Source organism: Qipengyuania gaetbuli (assembly GCF_020524765.1).
GTDB classification, from domain to species: domain Bacteria; phylum Pseudomonadota; class Alphaproteobacteria; order Sphingomonadales; family Sphingomonadaceae; genus Qipengyuania; species Qipengyuania gaetbuli_A.
The window spans coordinates 376,147-396,136 of the sequence record NZ_JAIVLR010000001.1 but is presented as its reverse complement, the minus strand read 5'-3'; the positions used below and the strand labels follow the sequence as shown (position 1 = coordinate 396,136).

The 19,990-nt window shown below is 64.3% G+C and carries 20 protein-coding genes; 15 read left to right on the top strand and 5 right to left on the bottom strand.

From position 1 onward, the window contains the following. Positions 1-153 precede the first annotated feature (153 nt). The 7 genes from LC083_RS02035 to LC083_RS02005 all read left to right on the top strand — a co-directional run bounded on the left by LC083_RS02035 (position 154) and on the right by LC083_RS02005 (position 8,748). The gene (locus LC083_RS02035; protein ID WP_226698980.1) at positions 154-693 is read left to right on the top strand and encodes a DUF4402 domain-containing protein; all 540 of its coding nucleotides are present in this window, start codon (positions 154-156) and stop codon (positions 691-693) included. After that, entirely contained in the window at positions 677-1,222 is a 546-nt protein-coding gene (locus LC083_RS02030; RefSeq protein ID WP_226698979.1) for a DUF4402 domain-containing protein, read from the top strand. Before LC083_RS02035 ends, LC083_RS02030 begins: the two co-directional genes overlap by 17 nt. Positions 1,223-1,362: 140 nt before the next feature. Then, positions 1,363-1,863 (top strand): DUF4402 domain-containing protein, encoded by a 501-nt coding sequence (locus tag LC083_RS02025; RefSeq protein WP_226698978.1) that lies wholly within the window; start codon positions 1,363-1,365, stop codon positions 1,861-1,863. Between the two features lie 63 nt (positions 1,864-1,926). Continuing rightward, a complete protein-coding gene (locus LC083_RS02020) occupies positions 1,927-2,451 on the top strand; it encodes a DUF4402 domain-containing protein (RefSeq protein ID WP_226698977.1) in 525 nt (174 codons plus the stop codon). Between the two features lie 60 nt (positions 2,452-2,511). Further along, entirely contained in the window at positions 2,512-3,444 is a 933-nt protein-coding gene (locus tag LC083_RS02015; protein WP_226698976.1) for a hypothetical protein, read from the top strand. Beyond that, positions 3,441-7,406, top strand: coding sequence for a hypothetical protein (locus tag LC083_RS02010; RefSeq protein ID WP_226698975.1), 3,966 nt, complete (start codon positions 3,441-3,443; stop codon positions 7,404-7,406). The genes LC083_RS02015 and LC083_RS02010 overlap by 4 nt, the downstream gene beginning before the upstream one ends. Positions 7,407-7,524: 118 nt before the next feature. Then, complete coding sequence (locus LC083_RS02005) at positions 7,525-8,748, top strand: PDZ domain-containing protein (protein WP_226698974.1); 1,224 nt, start codon at positions 7,525-7,527, stop codon at positions 8,746-8,748. A 44-nt stretch (positions 8,749-8,792) separates the two neighbouring features. Here LC083_RS02005 and LC083_RS02000 read toward each other — a convergent pair whose 3' ends face one another. Then, entirely contained in the window at positions 8,793-9,182 is a 390-nt protein-coding gene (locus tag LC083_RS02000) for a DUF1489 family protein (protein ID WP_224830835.1), read from the bottom strand. A 121-nt stretch (positions 9,183-9,303) separates the two neighbouring features. On the opposite strand from LC083_RS02000, the gene LC083_RS01995 reads away from it, so the two are divergent. Next, complete coding sequence (locus LC083_RS01995) at positions 9,304-9,975, top strand: hypothetical protein (protein ID WP_226698973.1); 672 nt, start codon at positions 9,304-9,306, stop codon at positions 9,973-9,975. Positions 9,976-10,145: 170 nt separating this feature from the next. On the opposite strand, the gene mgtE is transcribed toward LC083_RS01995, so the two are convergent. After that, complete coding sequence (mgtE, locus tag LC083_RS01990; RefSeq protein WP_226698972.1) at positions 10,146-11,594, bottom strand: magnesium transporter; 1,449 nt, start codon at positions 11,592-11,594, stop codon at positions 10,146-10,148. A 101-nt stretch (positions 11,595-11,695) separates the two neighbouring features. On the opposite strand from mgtE, the gene LC083_RS01985 reads away from it, so the two are divergent. The 3 genes from LC083_RS01985 to miaB all read left to right on the top strand — a co-directional run bounded on the left by LC083_RS01985 (position 11,696) and on the right by miaB (position 14,507). Further along, positions 11,696-12,157, top strand: a complete 462-nt coding sequence (locus LC083_RS01985; RefSeq protein ID WP_160607580.1) for a peptidylprolyl isomerase — start codon at positions 11,696-11,698, stop codon at positions 12,155-12,157. A 162-nt stretch (positions 12,158-12,319) separates the two neighbouring features. Next, on the top strand, positions 12,320-13,096 hold the full coding sequence (locus LC083_RS14035; RefSeq protein WP_226698971.1) for a GNAT family N-acetyltransferase: 777 nt from the start codon (positions 12,320-12,322) through the stop codon (positions 13,094-13,096). A gap of 70 nt (positions 13,097-13,166) precedes the next feature. Continuing rightward, complete coding sequence (miaB, locus tag LC083_RS01975; RefSeq protein ID WP_226698970.1) at positions 13,167-14,507, top strand: tRNA (N6-isopentenyl adenosine(37)-C2)-methylthiotransferase MiaB; 1,341 nt, start codon at positions 13,167-13,169, stop codon at positions 14,505-14,507. Here miaB and LC083_RS01970 read toward each other — a convergent pair. Further along, complete coding sequence (locus LC083_RS01970; protein ID WP_226698969.1) at positions 14,496-15,062, bottom strand: hypothetical protein; 567 nt, start codon at positions 15,060-15,062, stop codon at positions 14,496-14,498. The two genes, miaB and LC083_RS01970, sit on opposite strands and share 12 nt — an antisense overlap. Before the next feature lie 145 nt (positions 15,063-15,207). On the opposite strand from LC083_RS01970, the gene LC083_RS01965 reads away from it, so the two are divergent. The 4 genes from LC083_RS01965 to LC083_RS01950 all read left to right on the top strand — a co-directional run bounded on the left by LC083_RS01965 (position 15,208) and on the right by LC083_RS01950 (position 18,688). Beyond that, positions 15,208-16,239 carry a PhoH family protein gene (locus LC083_RS01965; protein ID WP_224830830.1) on the top strand — a complete coding sequence of 344 codons (1,032 nt, stop codon included), beginning with the start codon at positions 15,208-15,210 and terminating at the stop codon, positions 16,237-16,239. Positions 16,240-16,306: 67 nt separating this feature from the next. After that, a complete protein-coding gene (gene ybeY, locus LC083_RS01960; RefSeq protein WP_226698968.1) occupies positions 16,307-16,795 on the top strand; it encodes an rRNA maturation RNase YbeY in 489 nt (162 codons plus the stop codon). A gap of 17 nt (positions 16,796-16,812) precedes the next feature. Further along, the gene (locus LC083_RS01955) at positions 16,813-17,733 is read left to right on the top strand and encodes a hemolysin family protein (RefSeq protein WP_226698967.1); all 921 of its coding nucleotides are present in this window, start codon (positions 16,813-16,815) and stop codon (positions 17,731-17,733) included. A 70-nt stretch (positions 17,734-17,803) separates the two neighbouring features. Then, positions 17,804-18,688, top strand: coding sequence for a LysR substrate-binding domain-containing protein (locus LC083_RS01950; RefSeq protein ID WP_224830827.1), 885 nt, complete (start codon positions 17,804-17,806; stop codon positions 18,686-18,688). Here the strand turns inward: LC083_RS01950 and LC083_RS01945 are convergent. Together LC083_RS01945 and LC083_RS01940 are read right to left on the bottom strand one after the other, a co-directional pair. Next, positions 18,685-19,587, bottom strand: a complete 903-nt coding sequence (locus tag LC083_RS01945; protein WP_160607574.1) for a lysophospholipid acyltransferase family protein — start codon at positions 19,585-19,587, stop codon at positions 18,685-18,687. The genes LC083_RS01950 and LC083_RS01945 overlap by 4 nt on opposite strands. Then, positions 19,559-19,981: a Fur family transcriptional regulator gene (locus LC083_RS01940; RefSeq protein ID WP_090482542.1), complete on the bottom strand. Its 423-nt coding sequence runs from the start codon at positions 19,979-19,981 to the stop codon at positions 19,559-19,561. Before LC083_RS01940 ends, LC083_RS01945 begins: the two co-directional genes overlap by 29 nt. Positions 19,982-19,990 lie beyond the last annotated feature (9 nt).

Sequence of the window (19,990 nt, the reverse complement as noted above, 5' to 3'; positions counted from 1 at the left end):
TTGCGAAAATCGCTGTCCCGCTTTGGCCTGTCCTCCGGGAAAGGCGCGTTTCGGCACGTGCAATCCACTGAAAGATTATGCTAACCATCTTCGCATGAGCCCGGAGCACCGCATCCAGACTTGCCTCCTCGCCCGCAATTGCGGGGTGCGCCCGTGAAGCTGCCGGGCCGCATCGCTGCAGCCTGCGCGCTGGCGCTGGGCGTCTGGTCGGTTCCGGCCGCAGGCGACAAGCCGCAGCTGTCGGTCATCAACGGGCAGGGCCTGCGTTTCGGCACATTCGCCGTCCCCACTTCGGGCTATCGCGAAATTTCCCCGTCCGGCGGCGTGACGAGCGGCGGCATTTTCGCCCTCGACCAGAGCGGGGTGGGGCCGGCGCAGTTCGTGGTGCAATACGATCGCGGCAACAATGGCCGGCGGCGCATGGACCTCGTCATCGAGCTGGTGTTCGCAGCGCCCGCCAATTTCGCGCAGGGCGGGCTGACCGCGCGGCTGTCGCGCTACCAGATCGATTTGCAGGGTTACGGCATGGTCCAGCCCGGCCAGGTAATCCGCGTAGAGATACCTAATTGCGTGCAGCGCGTCTGCTCGCGTAGCTTCAACCTCGGAGGACGCATCGATGTCGACAGGGCATTCGGCGGCGGCCTCGTCGAGATTCCGATTTTCGTCGATGCCGTCCTTGTCTCGGTCAATTAAGGCCCTCGCGCTCGCCGCTGCGGCACTGGCTTCGCCTGCACAGGCGGACGGCGACAGTGCCAGCGTCACCGGTATGGCCCATGCCTCGGTGGTGGAACCTTTGACCGTACGCCAGATCGATCCGCTGCAATTCGGCACGCTGGCCGTCAGGCAGGGGCAATCGGGCGCCATCAAGGTCGATCCTGCAACGGGGGCCGTCTCCTACAGCGGGGCGCTGGGCAATGCGTGCCCGTCGTCTTCCGTCTGCGCGGCATCTCCCGCGCTGTTCCTCGTAAGCGGGGAAGAGGGGCGCACATACCGCATCGAGGCTCCCGCCAGCGTCACCGCCTTCCATACCAATACAGGCACCGGACTGCCGGTTTCCGATATCGCGGTGGCTGTCGAAAATGCGACCGGCGAGGCCATGCGCGGCGTGCTGGGTGAGTTGGGGCAAGACCGCTTTCGGGTAGGCGGAACCTTGCAGGTTGCACAAGGAAGTCCTGTCGGGACCTATCGCGCGGACCTCCAGATGGTGGTTTTTTATGATTGATGCGGGGTTAATCTGCTCCGTAAAACCCCGTAGGTGTGCGGTTTTCCGGCAGTAAGACTTCCTTAAAGCCTACGTAGTATCCCCTAGATCAGCACCGGCAATAGCTGGTCGCGCTATTGTTCGAATTCAGGGGACACCAAATGAAAAAGATCGTTCTTGCGGCAGCCATGACCAGCGCCGTTATCGCCGTGCCGGCAGCCGCCGCACCGGGCGACACTGCAAACACCTCGGGCGTAGCGAACGCAGAAATCGTCGCCCCGATCGCCATCGTCCACGACACGGGCGCCGCGCTCGACTTCGGCATCATGACCGCCGGCGCCGGCGGTACGGTCGTTGTCACGACTGGTGGTGCGGGCAGCGCGACTGGCGAAGTCGTTCTCGTTTCGGGCAGCGCCAACACTGCCGACTCCTTCACCGTGACCGGTGATGCGAACCGCAGCTTCGACATCGTGACGACCGGCGGTTCGGTCAGCAACGGCACCGGCGGTACCATGAACTTCTCGACCGATGCCGCTGCAACCGGCACGCTCGACGCCACCGGCGAAACCTCGTTCAGCGTCGGTGGTACGCTTACCGTTGGCGCGAGCCAGGCTGCAGGCAGCTACACCGGTTCGTACACCGCAACGGTGACCTACAACTGATCGACGCGATGATCGCCGGGCTGCAAGCGTAGTCCGGCGAGCATTGCCGACAGGCATCGTCCCATGGGCCAGCCATTCTCAAAGACACTGTTTGCGGGAATGCTGGCCATGGCGACGGGCTTGTTCGCCACGCCGCTGGCGGCACAGGCGAACGACACGGCCGACACCACGGGGACATCCAACGCCCGGGTTGTCGAGCCGCTTTCGATAAATGCCATCGCAGACCTGCGGTTCGGTACGTTGATGCGTCCGGCCACTGCCGGCATCATCGAAGTTGCCCCAAACGGTGCAGTGACGGGTAATCTCGATATCTCGGCATTTCCGGGCGGTCGTGGGCCGGCCCGTTTCACAGTGCTTGGCGAGCGCAACCGCCGCTTCATCGTCTTTACGCCGAACCAGATCACTATCTCGAACGGCACGGCCACAATGGTCGTCGACCGCTTCCGCGACAACCGCACGCTCGGTTTCGCGCGGTTCAATGCCGCAGGCAGCTTCGACCTTTACGTCGGCGGGCGCCTCAATGTGACGGCAAACCAACAGGTCGGAACATATTCGGGGACTTTCGACGTAACCGTTCTTTATCTGTAAATGTCGACTGTCTAAGGCTGTCTGTAGGAGCGCGTAGTCGCTACAGGCAGGGATAATATCATGAATTCAGGGTCGAAAGCTTTCCGCGGGATGCGCACCGCCGCATTCGGCGCAGCCGTGTCCCTTGCGTTTGCCGTATCCGGACCCGCCACAGGCCAGGCCAGCTTGCCCCAGGCCGCACCCCCGCCTCCTGCCGGATCGGTTGGCGGCGTCGGCGACGTGAACCTGTTTCCCAAGCGCGTCGTGATCGACGGGAGGCGCTCGATCGCCACGGTCGGCCTGTACAACAAGGCGGTCAATCCGGGCGATTACGAGATCACCATCGTCGACATGGGTATGACGCCCGAAGGCCAGCTGCTCGCCTTCGACAACGGCCTCGATCCGGCCAGCCAGGCACGGGTCAAGACGGCTAGCCAGATGCTGCGCTATTCGCCCCGCCGGGTCACTCTGCGCGGCACGGAATCGCAGATCATCCGCATCATGGCGCGCGCCGGGGCAGAACTGCCGGACGGCGAATACCGTTCGCACTTCACCGTGACCTCGGTGCCGGAAGCGGACGGCTTCAGCATCGAGCAGGCGACCACCGGCGGCAGCGACGACGGTATCGGCGTAACCATCCGCCCGCGTTTCGGCATCGCCATCCCGATCATCGTCCGGATCGGCGAGACCACGCTCGATGTCGGGATTTCCAATGCCCGCGTGCTGACCGCGCGCGACGGGACGCAGGCAGTTGCCTTCACGCTCAACCGTTCGGGCACGCGCTCTGCCTTTGGCGACATCACCGTGAAAGCCGCGGGTTCTTCGGACCCGATCGCGATTTCCAAGGGGGTCGGCGTCTATCCCGAAGTCGACAGCCGGGAAGTCATCGTGCCGATCGATCCCGAAGCCGACCGCCGGTTGACCGCTCCGGGCGCGAAATTGCGGATCGAATTCGTCGACGATGACTTCTCGCCCGGCTCCAAGCTAGCCGAGCTCGATTTCGTGGTGCCGTGAGCAAGCGGAAAATCGTCGGCGGTGCTGGCACCGCGATACTGATTACCGCTGCCGTCGGGTATGGCCTTGTTCCCGGCGACAAGACGCAGCGGACCAAGATACCCGCGCCCAAACGCTTCGACCCGCAAGAGGCAGGCCCGTCGGTCAGCCTGCGCCGCCCCTTGCCCACGCCCAGCTTCGGTGCGGCTGATACGGCATCATCGAAGGCGGGATTGCCTGCCCGCAAGATTGGCCCGAAAGCGCGGCTTTCCGGTTCCGGCAGCGATGTTCCGGTGCTCGCCCAGGCATCGCTGGAAGAGGCGGCCAAGAAGCGACCACCGGCCTATACGCCGCTGCTGCCGAAGGCCGGAACAGCGCAGGCCCCGGTGGCCGCGCCAGAAGAACCTGCGCCCGCGGTCCAACATGCTGTTTCGCAGGATACGCCTTCGCCGGTCCTTGGTGATGCAGAGGCGGAGGAGCTGCCTGTTCCTGCGTTCGGGGTAGGGCCGGACCCGGTAATCGAGCCGGCAGAGCCGGTACTTGCCGCCGCGCCGGATGCTGACGAAGCCGACGATGCTGCCAACGGTGAGGCGCTGGCCGGGTCGGCGCAATTCGCCCCTGAAGCCGAGGCTCCGGCAGTCCCGCTCGCCCCCGTGGCGCTTGATGACGAACCGGAACAGCCAGCGTCCGATGAGCCGACGGGGGAATTCGTCGATGCATTCGGGACCGAGCAACCGGAAGAGCCGAGCAGTGCCCTTACTCCAACGGTCGAGCCCGCTCCGGCAACGGTCGATCCACGGATCGCGACCTCCCAGCCAGACCCTGCTCCCGAGGTACACGCATCTGGCGAGGTCGGGGCACGAGACCTTGCCGGAGCGGACGAAACCGCGGCCTCATTCTCCACCGAAGAGCAACAAGCCGTGGAGGCCGAACCAGCCGTTCCGGCACCCCTCGCTCCCCCGCCGCCTCAAGTGGAGCCGGAAACCACCTCGCCGGAAGTGGCCGAACCAGTTGCGGCACCTCCTGCACCGGCAGAAGAGCTCGCGCCGGCGGCGCCGCCTACCGCTCCCCTCGCTCCTCCGCCGCAGCCCGCTTCGGCAGAGCAGGTCCCTGAATACGAGCGGCTGTCCTTTGCGCCTCGATCGCGCCGCGCGGCATCTGCAAAACCGCAGGCTGCAGCCACGGCGGCAGAGCCTGCCCCGCAGGTGGATTCTGCCAGCTATATTGCCGCGCCGTCGCCGCCGGTCCGCACACCGCCTGCCGCAGCAGAAGCGCCTGCCTCCTATGCCTCGCTCACGTCGGGGCTGATCAAGCGCGGGAATGCGTCGTCCGCGCAGCCTGCCGGGGCCGAACTCACCTCCGCTCCGGGCCTGCGCGGCGCGATCGCGGGTGATGGACCGCTCATCTCATACCAGGACGAACTGATCCTCGAGGTGAGGGTCAACGGTGCGTCTGAAACGGACACCATCATCGCCTATGGCACGCGCGGCGGCCTGTACCTGCCGCTCGGTCCGCTCGTGCGTATCCTCGATCTTGCGATCTCGGTGACCGACGAGGGGCGCTATGCGCATGGCTGGGTCCTCGACGAAAGCCGCACGCTGACGATCGACTTGCGCTCGGGCACGATCGAGGCGGGGGGCAAGACCATCAAGACCGACGGCGTGCTGGCGGCCCCCTTCGACGGTGAACTCTACCTGCGCGCCGACCAGTACGAGGCGCTGTTCCCGCTGTCGGTCAAGGCCGACCTCAGGTCGCAATCGGTCCAGATCACCACACTGGAGAAATTCCCGTTCGAGGAACGGGTGGCCCGGATGGTCCGCCGCGCGAAGCTGGAAGCCTCCGGCAACAAGCCGAAGGACGATTTCGAGAGGGTCGTGGCGCCCTATCGCCCACTGTCGATCCCGTCTGCCGATGTGGAACTGCGCGCCGTGTCCGACAGCAATTTCGGCACAAGGGCGGAAGGCGATTTCTACGTCGCCGGCGATCTCGGCTACCTGTCGGCGGAAGGCTATTTCAGCGGGGACACGAAGAACGGTCCCACCGCTTCGCTGTTCAAGGTCGGGCGGATAGATCCCGACGCAGACCTGCTCGGGCCGCTTGCCGCGACGGCCTTTTCGGCCGGCGACATCAATTCCGCCTCCATGGCGATCGGGCTGCGCAGCGTGGCGGGGCGCGGGGCGATGGTTACCAATGCGCCGTCACAGGTCGGATCGGTGTTCGACCGCGTGGACCTTCGCGGCATCCTGCCCGACGGCTACGAGGTCGAGCTTTATCGCAACGATATCCTGGTCGGGTCGACCCGCGATGCGGTCAACGGCCAGTACGAGTTCCTGCAGATCCCGGTCGATTTCGGCCTCAACGTGTTCCGCTTCGTGTTCTTCGGTCCGCAGGGCCAGCGCAGCGAGGTGGTGGAGCGGATCAGCGTGGGCGACGGCCGCCTGCCCGAAGGCAAGCTGGTTTACAGCATCGATGCGGCCCAGAAGCAGCAGAACCTGCTCGGTGTCAGGCCGCCGAACTATATCGAGCCTGCCGGTTACGGCGACTGGCGGAGCAGCGCGCAGCTGTCCTACGGCGTTACGTCCGGCCTCACCGCGCTGGCAGGTGCCGCATGGTTCGAGGACGAGGGCGAGGATCGCTGGCTGGCCACCACGGGGCTACGCACCGGCATCGCAGGCCTTGCCGTGAAGGTCGATGCGGGCGTTGCCGACGGCGGGTCGTATGCCTTCGGAGGCGGCGTCGGCGGCCGGTTCGGCCGGTCGAGCGTGACGCTCAGCCACATGGAATATGGCGGAGAATTCCCGGATGAGACGGTGGGGCTGGGCAACCAGTTCCTGCGCCGCGCGACCGAACTCGATTTCAACACTGCGATCAGCCTCGGCGGCGACGGGTCGGGCCTCACCGTCCCCGTCAGCGCGCGCATCCGCAATTACGAAGGCATCGACGGGCGCAACACCTTTTCTGCCGGCACGAGGGCATCGGCCCGCACTTCGGGTTTCCTCATTTCCAACACGCTCGACTATTCGCGCACCAGCGGGGGCGGGATCGAGGCGTTCGACCAGCTCTTCGGCAGCTTCGACCTCGCCACGCTCAGCCGCTCGGACACGCGCGGGCGGCTGTCGCTGGGCTATTCCGTCCTGCCCGAGGCGGATCTGCTCAACGCCAACCTCGAAGTCGACCACCGGCTGGACGATCGCACCTCGATCCGCGGTTCGGCTGGCTATTTCTTCGAGGCGAAACAGCCTGCATTCGGCCTGTCCGCCGCGCGCGAGTTCGATACCTTCACTCTCGCGTTCGACGCCCGTTACTCCTTCGTCGACAAGAGCCATTTCGTCGGCCTGCGGCTCGGCTACAGCCTCGGGCGCGATCCCTTGCGCGGGCGTGTGTTCATGGCGCGTCCGGGCCTTGCAGCGTCGGGCGGGGCGAGCCTGCGTGCCTTCCGCGATCTCGACGGCGACGGGGTCTACGGCCCGCCGGACGAGCCGGTGGAAGGCGTCGACTTCATCTCCTTCAACCGCACCGGCACCACGGATGACCAGGGCGTCGCACAGCTATCGGGCCTCGGCGTCGGACGGGCAGTGACCGTGCAGGTGGACCCGACCACGCTGCCCGATATCGACCTCGCCCCGCAGCGCAAGGGCATCGAGATCGTGCCGCGCCCGGGCACGATCCAGGCCATCGATTTCCCGATCGTCGCCCTGTCGGAAGTGGAAGGCACCGCGCGCTTTGCCGATGCGCAGGGCCGCGGCGTGTCGGGCGTGCGCCTGCGCCTGCTGAACCCCAAGGGCGAGGTCATCTCCTTCGCCAAGACCGAGGTCGACGGCTACTTCTTCTTCGAACGCGTGCAGCCCGGCCGCTACAAGCTGGCCATCGATCCCGACCAGATATCGCGCCTCGGCCTGTGCGAGCTGGACGGCGAGGCCATCGTGATCGACGCACAAAGCTCGATCGTCACCCGCGACCTGACCATCAGGCAGTGCGATTGAACTGTCCGGGATTTCCGAGCAATCCTTCGCCGTCCCGCTTGGAGCGTAATTTCCCGACCCAGGACATTTCGTGGGCCTGCCCTTGATCTTTGGCCGCTTTTTGCGACACAAAATGCCCATGAATAGGATCGGAAAAGCATTCATCGGCCTGACGGCTTCGTTTCTCGCCACCAATGCCGCGCAGGCAATGCCCGACGATGTCTCGGAAATGCGGCAGATCATCGCGCAGGACTTCGGCGGCGACGTGAACGCCTATGTAGAGGATGAGTACAAGGATTTTCGCCAAATGGGCTGCAAGGGCCGGGTGGATCTTCTGCAGGCCCTGCTGGACGACGGGCTCGAGCTCGATGAGTTGTCTTATCGAGCCCACATGGGACCGATCCGCTGCGCGTTGATGAAAAGCGAGGCTGCCGCTTTTGCCCTAGTGCTGACGCCAGACCGGCTGTCGGCCTGGGAAGCTTCGATGTTCGACGATGCCAATGTCATGTCGCCGCTACAGTTCGCGATCTACGAAAACGAATATGGTATCGTGCGTTCTATGCTGGAAAACGGCGTCCACCAGCACCTCAACGACGATGATTATGCTGTCCTCACGCGGGAGGAGCAACTGCTCCTCGCAGCCAATTATGCCAGGGATGCGGGGAAGGAGAACGCGATCCGTGCCTTCCGCGATACGGGATGGGGCGACTTCCTCACTGCTTCGCAAGATGACCAGAACATCCGTTACATCCGGGCGAGGGCCGGCAAGACTGGCGGCGGTGGTGGCCTCCTCCGCACCATCGCGGGCGGAGTGGCTGGTGCCTATCTCGGCGGGACGACCGGGGCTGCGCTGGGAATTCTCGGGGGCGGGACGAGCGGCAACGATGACGACGTGAAGATCGACCCGTCGAAGCCGCTGCCGCTTCCGACGCGGCGCGCCTCGCTTGGCGTCCTGTTGGGCATGGACGATCCGGCAGCGAAAGGACTCAAGGTTGCGCAGGTAGCCGATGGCGGTCCTGCCGAGGCTGCGGGGCTTTCCGCAGGCGACGTTATCATGTCCATCGGTGGTGTTCCGGTTGCTTCGCGCGGTTCGCTGTACGTGGCAACGGAGAAGGTGGCCGAAGCCGAGCAGTTTGAGGTCGAATATCTTCGCGCGGGCAAGATGGAGCTAGCAACTTTCGGACTGCCGCAGCCAAAAAGTGAAAGCGGCCCGACCCGCACCACTGTTGCAGGGACTGCGCAGGCACCATCCGAGGATACAACGCTTGCCGAACTCGAGCGGCTTGCCGACTTGCGCGATCGCGGAGTGCTTTCCCAAGAGGAGTTCGAGGAGATGAAGGCACGGATCTTGGCTGGCTCCTGATCGCCGCTTTGACATCCGTCGTCTGGTTGCAAGTCGCACGCTGTTCAGATCAGCCCCAGACGCTCCAGCTTGCCCGCCAGCTTCCCGGGTAGCGCGTCGCCGATGTCCTCGCCTTCCGCGAGGTCACGCGGGGGTTCGCCCTTGAGATAGCGCCAGCCCTGGTGGGCACGCTTGGGGCGGGGGTGGACGCGGATGAGTTCGGGCTTGAGGTCGATCGACCAGCGCCCGTCACGCGTTTCGGAAAAACCGGTAATCTCGCTGCGGGCGACGATGCTGTGCTGGTGGATCCAGTAGAGCGAGCCGCCGATGCACTGTTCCCACTTCGTCGGGCGATAGCGCGTCGTCAGGTTCGGGCTGCGCCGCTGGGCATACCAGCTTTCGATATCGGCATAGCTCTGCGCGCCGAAGGCGATCTTGGTCAGGTTGAGCGGCATGGTGAGGAGATAGCGCGTGTGCGAATTTGCTCAAGAGCCGGACACGAGTCCCTGTGCGATTGCCGACGCTGGCGCGCGGACATCTGCACAGGTATTGTCGCGTCAGCAGATAGGGGGTGCCATGCGGATCGTCATCGTGTCGTTGCTGGGCCTCGCGGCGTCTTCGTGCGTCCACAAAGCCGCCGAACCCCCGGCAGCGCGCGCGAGCATGGGCTATATCTGCGCACTCTCGAAAGCTGGCGATTTCGGCACTGTCTCCACTGATATTCGCATTCGCGACGGTGAACAGCCAATTGGCTACATCCAGTGGGATGCCGGAAATGACACCTACCGCAACCCTTGGGTGACTGCCGCATGGTACATGTCCCCGGAACGCACCTTCGACATAAGCAACGGCTATTCCAACGTGATGTGGCATATCTGGGATTTCGCAGGCGAGCGTCGTAATACGCGCAAGAAGCTGCAGCTCGAATTCCGGGTGAATGGCAATCCGCGCAGATACGGCAATGCCCGGATCGCCACCGAGCCGCAGCGTTCGGGCGGTCCCTTCCATATCAGTGTCGAGTGGCCGACGATCTCGACTCTCGCCAAGGGGACGGACGAGTTGTTCCTCGTTGCGCTGGACGAGAAGGGGGCGGAAAAGACGAGGGTCGCGATCGATCCGGGTATTTACGCCGCCGCCGAACAGGCAGTCCTACCCTTCATGCGCGAAATCGAGGGTATGCTCGCAGACCCGGCCTCGCGTTGCCAGCGGCACGACTTCACCGAGGAAGACAGCATCATCCTCGTCTGAGCGGTCGCCGGGAAAACGGCTTTCCTACTCGCTAGCGAACCGCGCAGGGTGTCGGCATGCCAGCCGCTCGCCACCCACGATCCCTTGAAAACCGCCAATTCGGCCAGTTTTGGGTGGCCCGGGGCTTTTTCTCCCTAGACCGTGATCCAAGTGTTCCACCCTGTTGGGTTTCAGACCACTCCGAGGACCACGGCGAGGCCGAGGAAGGCGAAGAAACCCATCGAATCGGTGATCATCGTGACGAACACGCTGGATGCGACCGCGGGGTCCTGGTCGAGCCGTTCGAAGGCCACTGGGACGAGCACGCCGGCCAGCCCTGCGGTGACCACGTTGATGATCATGGCCAGCGCGATCACCCCGCCCAGCAGGGGGCTGAAGATGGCTGCGGTGGCCGCGCCCACCAGCACCGCGATGGTCGCCCCGTTGAGCAGCGCGACGCGCATCTCGCGCGCGAGGATACGGCCCGTGTTCGACCTAGTGAGCTGGTTCATGGCGATAGCGCGCACGGTCACGGCCATGGTCTGCGTGCCGGCATTACCCCCGATGCTGGCGACGATCGGCATGAGCACGGCGAGCGCGACAAGCTGCTCGATCGCGGCACCGAACAGAGCGATGATGAGGCTGGCGATCAGCGCCGTGCCGAGGTTGGCGACCAGCCAACGCACGCGGGCGGAGTATGCCTCGCGGATCGGCTCGTTGATGTCGCCTTCGCCGGCACCCGACATGAGCAGGGCGTCCTCGCCCGCTTCTTCGGAGATGATGTGGACCACGTCGTCGACCGTCATCTGGCCAACGAGGCGACCGTCCTCGTCCACCACGGCGGCGCTGATGAGGCCGTACTTCTGGAACATGAGCGCGACCTCTTCCTGGTCGAGCATGGCCGGAACCAGCGTCTGGTCGCGCTTCATGACGTCGGACAGCGCGATGTTGCGCGGCGTGCGCAGGATCCACGAAAGCTGGCAGGTGCCGACCGGGTGATGGCGCTGGTCGACCACGAAGACCTCGAAGAAGTCTTCCGGCAGGTCGTGCTGGTCGCGCAGGAAGTCGATCAGGCCGCCGACCGTGATGTGTTCGGGCACGGCCACGAATTCGCGGCTCATCAAGCGCCCGGCGGTCTCCTCGGGATAGGAGAGGGCGGTCTGGATCGCGATCCGGTCTTCGGGATCGAGTTCGGCGAGGACCGCGCGCTGGTCCTCTTCGTCGAGATCCTCGATCAGCTGGACGGCGTCGTCGGTTTCCAGCTGTTCGGCAATCTGCGCCACCGCATCGGCAGGCAGGGCCTCCATCATCTCCTCGCGGACATAGTCGTTGAGCTCGGCAACAACGTCGGAGGTCATGAGGTCGGTGATGGCCGAGGCGAGCTGGGTACGCTCGTCCTTCTCGAGCAGTTCGAGAAGGTCGGCCACGTCGGCAGGGTGGAGCGGTTCGACGAGATCGTAGACCTCGCCTTCGTCGCCCGCTTCGAGCGCGTCCTCCACCGCCTGGACGAACTCGCGCTTGAGCGTGTTCTCCTCGTCCATACGTTCGTCGTCGATACGGTCGTCCGGACGCGCGCCTTCGTCCGGCGTTTCGGCCAGCATCACGTCGTCGTCTTCGAGGGGCCGTTCGTCCTCCGCCATGCTGCCCCGTCTAGGCACCCGGGCGTCGATTGCAAGCAGAGGGTGACATCGGCGGGCGAGCGCCTATGTAGGCGGCAACCAACTCACAGGAGACCAGCCAGATGGCAGACAAACTGACCTTCACCCTCGACACCGGCAATGGAGAAGGCGGCGACGTCGTCATCAAGCTGCGCCCCGACCTTGCACCGGGCCATGTCGAGCGCATCACGACGCTGGCCGGCGAAGGCTTCTACGACGGCGTGGTCTTCCACCGCGTGATCCCCGGCTTCATGGCGCAGGGCGGCGATCCGACCGGCACCGGCATGGGCGGCAGCGACAAGCCCGACCTGAAGGCCGAATTCAACGCCGAACCGCACGTACGCGGCACTTGCTCGATGGCCCGCACCCAGGTGCCGGACAGCGCCAACAGCCAGTTCTTCATTTGCTTCGACGATGCCCACTTCCTCGACGGCCAGTACACCGTCTGGGGCCAGGTCGAGAGCGGCATGGAGCACATCGATGCGCTGCCCAAGGGCGAGCCGCCGCGCGAGCCGGGCAAGATCGTCAAGGCGACCGTCAGCTAATCAACATTACGGTTGAGGAGGCGCGAGGGAGCGGGTTTTCGCCGCTTTGCGCCTCCTCGCCCTCGTATGGCCGGACACCCCCAAAAATCCGCGCTGGTGCAATTGCGAAACCGGCCCTAGCCTGCGCCTTTCATCGGGTGCGCAACTTTGGGGGGAAGTTTGGTGGCCGGACATTCATTTCACGACGAGGCATGGCACATCGAGCACATGGGTGCTGAGGTCATGCGCCTGTTCGGCCATGCGCCGAACCGCCTGCTCGAAACCGGCAAGGATTTCTGGATCGGCCTGAGCGGGGAACCCGGCTGTGCAGATCTGAACATGGCGGGGCTTGGTGCCTCTGTCTCCGACGACGACCTCGACCGTGTCGTGAAAGTCATTCGCGATACGCAGATCGACACGATCATCGTCGCACCCAGCGAAGGCTCCGACCTCAAGGCCCGGCTGGAACAACGCGGGATCGAAACGGTGGGGCAGGTGCCCTGCATGGAGCGTCCCGCGGGTCCGTTCGACAGGCCCGCTCCGTTCAAGGCTCGCAAGGCGACAGCTGCGGAGATGGCGGAAGTCATGGACGTCTCGGCGCGCGCCTTCTCGCTCGATATCGAGAAGACCAGCCGGTCAATGCCGGCGGAATTCCTCCAGGACGAGGGAAACGAAGTCTGGCTCGTGGAAGAGGACGGAAAGATCCTGGGGACCGGTGTCTTCATGCGGACCGATGACCATCTCGGGGTCTATGTCATGGCGACTCCGGAAGAACATCGTGGCCGGGGCGTCGGCACTGCCGTGCTCCAGTCGGCGATCGAGCATCACCAGGAAAGCGGCCTGGAGTTCGCCACGCTTGGCGCGACCGAAATGGGCTATCCCGTCTACGAAAAGCTGGGCTTCAGGACGGTCGCGCAGCCATACGTGGCTGTAATCGGGGCTTCGACGCAGTTCTCGTAAGGCCAAGGCCCTTCGGCTGCCGCAGGGGTGATTGAACCTTGGGCAGCTTCGGGCTAGGGCCGCGATCCGCATGAAACCGACTAACGCCCCCAAGACCTACAGGGTCAAGAGCTTCGGCTGCCAGATGAATGTCTATGACGGCGAGCGCATGGCCGAGATGCTGGCGACGCGCGGCATAAAGCCTGCGCCCGAAGGCGAGGAGGCGGATCTCGTGGTCCTTAACACCTGCCACATCCGCGAAAAGGCAGCGGAGAAGGTCTATTCCGACATCGGCCGCCTGCAGAAAGCGGACGGCACCAAGCCGCTGATCGCGGTCGCAGGCTGCGTCGCTCAGGCCGAGGGTGAAGAGATCATGGCCCGCGCCCCGGCGGTCAGCATGGTAGTCGGCCCGCAGGCCTATCACCGCCTGCCCGAAATGCTCGACAAGGCCGTGCAGGGCGAGCGCGCAACCGATACCGACATGCCCGCGATCGCCAAGTTCGCGGCGCTGCCCGAGCGGCGCAAGATCGGCCCTGCCGCCTTCCTCACCGTGCAGGAAGGCTGCGACAAGTTCTGCACCTATTGCGTGGTGCCCTACACTCGCGGGGCGGAAATCAGTCGCCCTTACAGCGATCTCGTGACCGAAGCTCGCAAACTGGTCGAAGCCGGTGCCCGCGAAATCACGCTGCTCGGCCAGAACGTCAGTGCATGGAGCGGGGAGGACGACAGAGGCCGCCGTGTCGGCCTTGCCGGCCTGATCCGCGATCTTGCGGATATCGATGGCCTCGCCCGCATCCGCTACACGACGAGCCACCCTGCCGACATGGATGACGAGCTGATCGCCGCCCATGGCGAGATCGACAAGCTCATGCCCTTTCTCCACCTTCCGGTGCAGGCAGGCAGCGACCGTGTGCTGAGGGCGATGAACCGCAGCCATACGGCGGAAAGCTATCTGAAACTGCTCGAACGCTTCCGTGCAGCCCGGCCGGATTTAGCGCTGAGCGGCGACTTCATCGTCGGCTTCCCGGGCGAAACCGATGCCGAATTCGAGGAAACGCTGAAGCTGGTGGACGAGGTCCGCTATGCGCAGGCGTTCAGCTTCAAATACAGTCCGCGTCCCGGAACTCCTGCCGCGAGCATGGACGGCCAAGTTGCGAAGGAAGTCATGGACGAGCGCCTGCAGCGCCTCCAGGCGGCCCTCAACCGTGACCAGCTTGCGTTCAACGAGGGCACCGTCGGCAGGACCTGCGAAGTGCTGGTCGAGCGCAAGGGCAAGCATCCCGGCCAATGGCTGGGCAAGACGCCCTGGTTGCAAAGCGCCTGGTTCGAAGGCGATTATGCCATCGGCGACCTGGTCGAGGTGGACCTGCTCGAGGCAGGCCCCAACTCGCTCAGGGCATCGGTGCGCGAGGGTGCCCTGTCACTCGCCTGATTTGGCTTCGGCCTCCAGCGTCTTCATTTCGGGTTCTTCGGGCAGCAGCACGGTGCCTGCTTCCTCGGTCGGTTCAGCCGGGGCAACCGTCGGGTTCGACGGATAGCTCTCACCATCGAAGGCAAGGCGCATCATGCCCGAAGGGCCGCCGCCACCCGATACGCTGATGGCAAGATCCTTCCACCCGTTGGTCTCGCTATCGAGGACCGAGATCGGCGTGCGCGATACCGATATCTCCGCGACCTTGCTCCACATCGGGCCGGCAGGCGTCAGGACCAGCGTATTGCAGCCGCCGGTGCCGCAGAAATAGGGCGTGATGATGTGGACGATGGCTTCGTCCGCACCGTCGCCATTGAGATCGGACCAGGCGAGGGCATACTGCATCGGTGCCGCATCGGGGTATTCCTGAAGCAGGAAATGGCGGATGTCCTCTTCCGCATCGGCAGGTGCGGGCGAGACCTCTTCGGTGGATGCGGTTTCCGGAGCCTCCGCTTCGGGCGCTTCGGCGCAGGCGGCAATCGAAAGGGCGACGATCGGCAGGAATGCAAAGCGCATGGGTCAGGCTCCTCTGGTCTGGTCCGGACAGGATGCCGCGCAAGTTCCATTCTTGCAACTGCATGACTTTCCACCGCGATAATCGCGGTGCTCTTGCGCGGCGGGGGACAAGGCCTAGATTCCGAATCGGAAACGAAAGGAGCGCATGGCTCGCAAACCCGCATCGAAGGCCCCTCAGGCTTTCACTCCGCCGCCCAGTCCGCAGCGTGAAATACGCCGCGCCCAGCTCGACCTGACCTTCGACAACCAGAGCCTGCTGGGTGCGCTGTTCGGACAGTTCGATGCGAACATCGTCCAGGTCGAAAACCGGCTCGGCGTATTTATCGCGGCGAGGGGCAATGCCCTCCATATCGAAGGGCCGGAAGACAGCGTGGCCCGGGCCCGCGATGTCCTCAATGAAATGTACGACCGGCTCGCCATGGGCCAGGATCTCGACCAGGGCGCGATCGAATCGCTGATCGCCATGTCGAACGAACCCACGCTCGACGGCATCATGGACGGCAAGCCGGAAGGTCCGCCGATCATGATCCGCACGCGGCGCAAGACCATCGTGCCGCGCAGCGCCATGCAGGCGACCTACATGCGCAGCCTTGTGCGCGACGACATCATCTTCGCGCTGGGTCCGGCGGGGACCGGCAAGACCTATCTCGCCGTGGCGCAGGCGGTGGCGCAGCTGATTACCGGCAGCGTCCAGCGCCTGATCCTCAGCCGTCCCGCGGTGGAAGCGGGCGAGAAACTCGGCTTCCTTCCCGGCGACATGAAGGACAAGGTCGATCCCTACCTGCGTCCGCTCTACGACGCGCTGTACGACTGCATGCCGCCCGAACAGGTCGAACGGCGCCTCGCCAGTGGCGAGATCGAGATTGCGCCCATCGCCTTCATGCGCGGACGCACGCTGGCCGATGCCTTCGTTATCCTCGACGAGGCGCAGAACACCACGCGCGAGCAGATGAAGATGTTCCTCACCCGCTTCGGCCAGAACAGCCGAATGGTGGTCTGCGGTGACCCGCGCCAGGTCGACATCCCCGGCGGCGACCGCATGAGCGGCCTTGCCGATGCGGTCGAGAAGCTGGAAGGCGTGGAAGGCTTCGGCACGATCCGCTTTACCGCGGCCGACGTAGTTCGCCACCCGATCGTGGGGCGGATCGTGGAGGCTTACGAGGGGCCAACAGCCTAGCCAACGCAAATCGCAGGGACCTATTGCTGCTTACGTGGACCCGCGTTTCGGGCAGGGATTGAATTGGGTGAATCTGGACATCGACATCGACGGTTGGCCCGAAGGCGATTGGGAAGCGCTTGCCGGCAGGGTGCTGGAAGTCGCCGCGCATGTTGAGCCGGGCCTCGCAAATCCGCGCCTGACCGCCTCGCTGCTGTTCACCAGCGATGAAGAGGTTCACGAACTCAATCGCGAATGGCGCGGCAAGGACAAGCCGACCAACGTGCTCTCCTTCCCCATGCTGGAGCGCGAGGATCTGCTGGCACTTGCGCACGACGGTCCCCCTGAAATGCTCGGCGACCTGGCACTCGCTTACGGTACCTGCGAGCGGGAAGCGGCGGAAAAGGGCATCGCTCTGGCCGACCACGCGGCCCATCTTATCGTGCACGGCTTGCTGCACCTTGCCGGTCATGATCACGTCGATTCCGACGAGCAGGCCGAGGCAATGGAAAAACTCGAGATCGAAGCGCTTGCAAAACTGGGTATTGCGGACCCATATGGGGACCGCGACAAATAGGAGCACGCACCCGGCCCATGGCCAATTCTTCCACCCCCGCCGGAGACGCGGAGAGTAGCAGCGGGCTGTGGCCCGCAATTCGCAAATTGTTCGACCCCGAAAGCGGCGAGCGGTCCCTCCGCGCGCAGCTCGAAGAGGCTATCGACGAACACGAGGGCGAAAACGGGGACGGGGCCGAAGGCGAACCGGCCAAGGGCGATCTTTCGCCGGTCGAACGCCAGATGCTGCGCAACCTGCTGCATTTCTCCGAACACGATGCCGACGACGTGGCAATCCCGCGCGGTGAGATTATCGCCGTGTCGGCCGATGCCAGCTGGGACGAACTGGTCTCACAATTTTCCGAACACGGCCATTCGCGCATGCCGGTCTACCGCGGCCAGCTCGACGATGTGATCGGCATGATTCACATCAAGGATGTCTTTCCTTTCCTCGCGGAAAAGAAGGCGCCGCCGGCCGACTGGACGGTGCTGATGCGCCAGCCGCTCTATGTGCCGCAGACGCGTAACGCGTTGGACGTCCTTGCCGACATGCGCTCGCAGCGAATGCATCTGGCGGTGGTCATCGACGAGTTTTCCGGCACGGACGGTCTCATCACCATCGAGGATCTGGTCGAGGAAATCGTCGGCGATATCGAAGACGAGCACGACGATGCGCCCGAGGAATGGATCGTGTCGATCGGCGAAGGCATGTGGGACTGCGACGCGCGTGCGGAACTCGACGATGTTGCCGAGAAGGTCGATCCGCGTCTTGCCGAGGTCGAGGAAGCGGTCGATACGCTGGGCGGGCTGGCTTTCGTCCTGGCGGAACAGGTGCCGCCGGTCGGCAAGGTTCTCGAGCATCCCAGCGGCTGGCGGATCGAAATCCTCGATGGCGACGAAACCCATGTGACCCGCATGCGCCTGCACGAACCGGCCAGCGAGGAAAAAGCGTCCGACTGATACGACTGTTGCGTGGAATCGCACATTCGCGCTCGACACGGGTGCGCGTGCGCAATAGGTCCGTTGCATCATGGCTGTCCGCCGACTTCCCCCGCTGCGCGCCCTCGAGGCCTTCGTCCGCACCGTCCGACTGGGCTCTGCGCGTGCGGCAGCGGACGAACTCGGTCTGAGCCCGTCCGCGCTTTCGCGGCGCATCGGCAATCTGGAAGACTTCGTAGGGAAGAAGCTGTTCACCCGTGCGCGGCAGTCGATGCAGCTGACCGATGACGGCCACGCCTTCTACGAAGCGGTGCATCCCCAGCTCGAAGCTCTGGCCCGTGCGGTCGAAAGCCAGTCGGAGAACTTGTCGGTGCTGCGGCTTCACCTTGGTGTGTTGCCGCTGTTCGGCTCTCAGCGCCTGTTCCCGCGTTTGGCGGAACTGCGGGCGCGACATCCCTTGTTGCACATCGATATCGATACCGGCCCGCATCTCGAAGACAGGGTAGGCGATACGCTGGATGCAGCCATCATCCTGTCGCGAGGGCCCGCAAGCGGCCTGCACGCGGTGCGGCTGGACTACAACATGGTCCACGCCATCGCGAGCAAGGAACTGGCTGAGAAGCTGGGCGACAAACCGGATATCGAGGCGCTCTCGCGCCAGACATTTCTCATCCACAACGGCCTTCCCGAAAGCTTCGTCGCCTGGAAGGACGAGCTGGGCCTGCGCGAGCTTGAACCTGCAGCAATCGACCACTTCGATTCCGGTCAGCTGATGCTGGAAGCCGCCGCACAGGGCCTCGGTATCGCCATCATGCATGACGACCACCTGCGCCGTGCTGCCGACACAAGGCTGACCGACCTGTACGGGGTCGAGGTCGAAAGCCCCTACAGCTACTGGTTCGTGTGCAAGCCGACCGCGCTCGAGGAACGGCCAGTGCGATTGTTCCACGACTGGCTGGTGAACGCCGCTCTCTAGCTCTCGGTTTCGCTCGCCGGCGGCTTGTAGCGCACGGCGTCGACCACGTGCTGGTAGTCTCGCAGAGGCTTCCCGAGGTTCGCCTCCAACCGCTCGACAATCTCGGCTCTCGACTTGGCGGCAATCGCCTTGCGCCCGTGGAATTCCTCGGGGCTGAACGGCTCGAGATAGTGGATGCGCAGCTTGAAGGTTCCGCGACGCGCCATGATGCGCATGGCGTTGTGGAGGCCCGTCTCGTCACCGATCCAGGCAATCTCCTCCGAATTCTCGCCATAATCGACCACTGCAGGTTGCACGAGGACGCCGGGCGGCGGCGGCTCCAGCACAGAAATCATGCTGGACTTGAACGGAAGGAGGGAGTGTCCGTCGGTTACCGTGCCTTCAGGAAAGACCGTGACCGACCAGTTGTCGGCCAGCGCTTCCTTGAGGGCATTGATCTGTTCGGCCACGCCCATCCGGTTCTCGCGCTTGACGAAAACGGTCCGGTTGAGGCTGCACAGCCATCCGATGACCGGGACCTGGCTCAGTTCCCACTTGGCCACGAAGGCCGTCCCGCTCGCGCCCGCCATGGCGAGGATGTCGATCCACGATACGTGGTTGGCGATGAAGAAGACGTCCCGCCGCAGCGGAGTGCCTACGATTTCGACCCGCGCGCCAACGACCCTGGCAGTGTAGCGCAGAAACAGCATGGGGAAGGGCGAGCCGTATGCCAGGATGCGGAAGGCATAGTGCAGCGGCACGAACAGCAACAGCAGCAGGACAATGGCGATGGTGCGTGCAATGAAGCGCACCCAACCGGCAATCGTCAGCGGGACTTTCTCGCCCCGCGCTGCGGCCAGCCTTTTCTCCGTGTAGCGCGCGAGGCGACGCTCAGCTTTCGCGGTCGAGGCGGACGCCATAGAGTTCCATGCGATGGTCGACGAGGCGGTAGCCCAGCTTTTCGGCGATCTGCTTCTGCAGGGCTTCGAGTTCCGGGTCGACGAATTCCACGACCTTGCCGCTTTCGACATCGATCAGGTGATCGTGATGCGCTTCGGGTGCGGCCTCGTAGCGGGCGCGGCCATCGCCGAAATCGTGGCGGTCCAGGATGCCCGCTTCCTCGAATAGCCGGACCGTGCGGTAAACGGTCGCGATCGAGATGCCGGGATCGATCTTGTTCGCCCGTTCGTGGAGCATTTCCACATCGGGATGGTCGTCGCTTTCCGACAGCACCTTGGCGATGACGCGCCGTTGTTCGGTGATGCGCAGGCCCTTGTCAGCGCAAAGCTGTTCGAGATCGATCTTCTGGTGCAAAGGGGCTCC

What these genes read in the sequence shown, in the direction of transcription:
- LC083_RS02000 (WP_224830835.1), bottom strand. Translation starts at nt 9,182, where the DNA reads ATGCCGCTCAACCTGACCAAGATCGCCTTCGGCGCGCAGAGCTATGCC.
- LC083_RS01965 (WP_224830830.1), top strand. Translation starts at nt 15,208, where the DNA reads ATGGCTCGCAAACCCGCATCGAAGGCCCCTCAGGCTTTCACTCCGCCG.
- LC083_RS02020 (WP_226698977.1), top strand. Translation starts at nt 1,927, where the DNA reads ATGGGCCAGCCATTCTCAAAGACACTGTTTGCGGGAATGCTGGCCATG.
- LC083_RS01945 (WP_160607574.1), bottom strand. Translation starts at nt 19,587, where the DNA reads ATGGCGTCCGCCTCGACCGCGAAAGCTGAGCGTCGCCTCGCGCGCTAC.
- LC083_RS01970 (WP_226698969.1), bottom strand. Translation starts at nt 15,062, where the DNA reads ATGCGCTTTGCATTCCTGCCGATCGTCGCCCTTTCGATTGCCGCCTGC.
- LC083_RS01950 (WP_224830827.1), top strand. Translation starts at nt 17,804, where the DNA reads ATGGCTGTCCGCCGACTTCCCCCGCTGCGCGCCCTCGAGGCCTTCGTC.
- mgtE (WP_226698972.1), bottom strand. Translation starts at nt 11,594, where the DNA reads ATGGCGGAGGACGAACGGCCCCTCGAAGACGACGACGTGATGCTGGCC.
- LC083_RS01995 (WP_226698973.1), top strand. Translation starts at nt 9,304, where the DNA reads ATGCGGATCGTCATCGTGTCGTTGCTGGGCCTCGCGGCGTCTTCGTGC.
- LC083_RS01955 (WP_226698967.1), top strand. Translation starts at nt 16,813, where the DNA reads ATGGCCAATTCTTCCACCCCCGCCGGAGACGCGGAGAGTAGCAGCGGG.
- miaB (WP_226698970.1), top strand. Translation starts at nt 13,167, where the DNA reads ATGAAACCGACTAACGCCCCCAAGACCTACAGGGTCAAGAGCTTCGGC.
- LC083_RS02005 (WP_226698974.1), top strand. Translation starts at nt 7,525, where the DNA reads ATGAATAGGATCGGAAAAGCATTCATCGGCCTGACGGCTTCGTTTCTC.
- LC083_RS02025 (WP_226698978.1), top strand. Translation starts at nt 1,363, where the DNA reads ATGAAAAAGATCGTTCTTGCGGCAGCCATGACCAGCGCCGTTATCGCC.
- LC083_RS01985 (WP_160607580.1), top strand. Translation starts at nt 11,696, where the DNA reads ATGGCAGACAAACTGACCTTCACCCTCGACACCGGCAATGGAGAAGGC.
- LC083_RS02015 (WP_226698976.1), top strand. Translation starts at nt 2,512, where the DNA reads ATGAATTCAGGGTCGAAAGCTTTCCGCGGGATGCGCACCGCCGCATTC.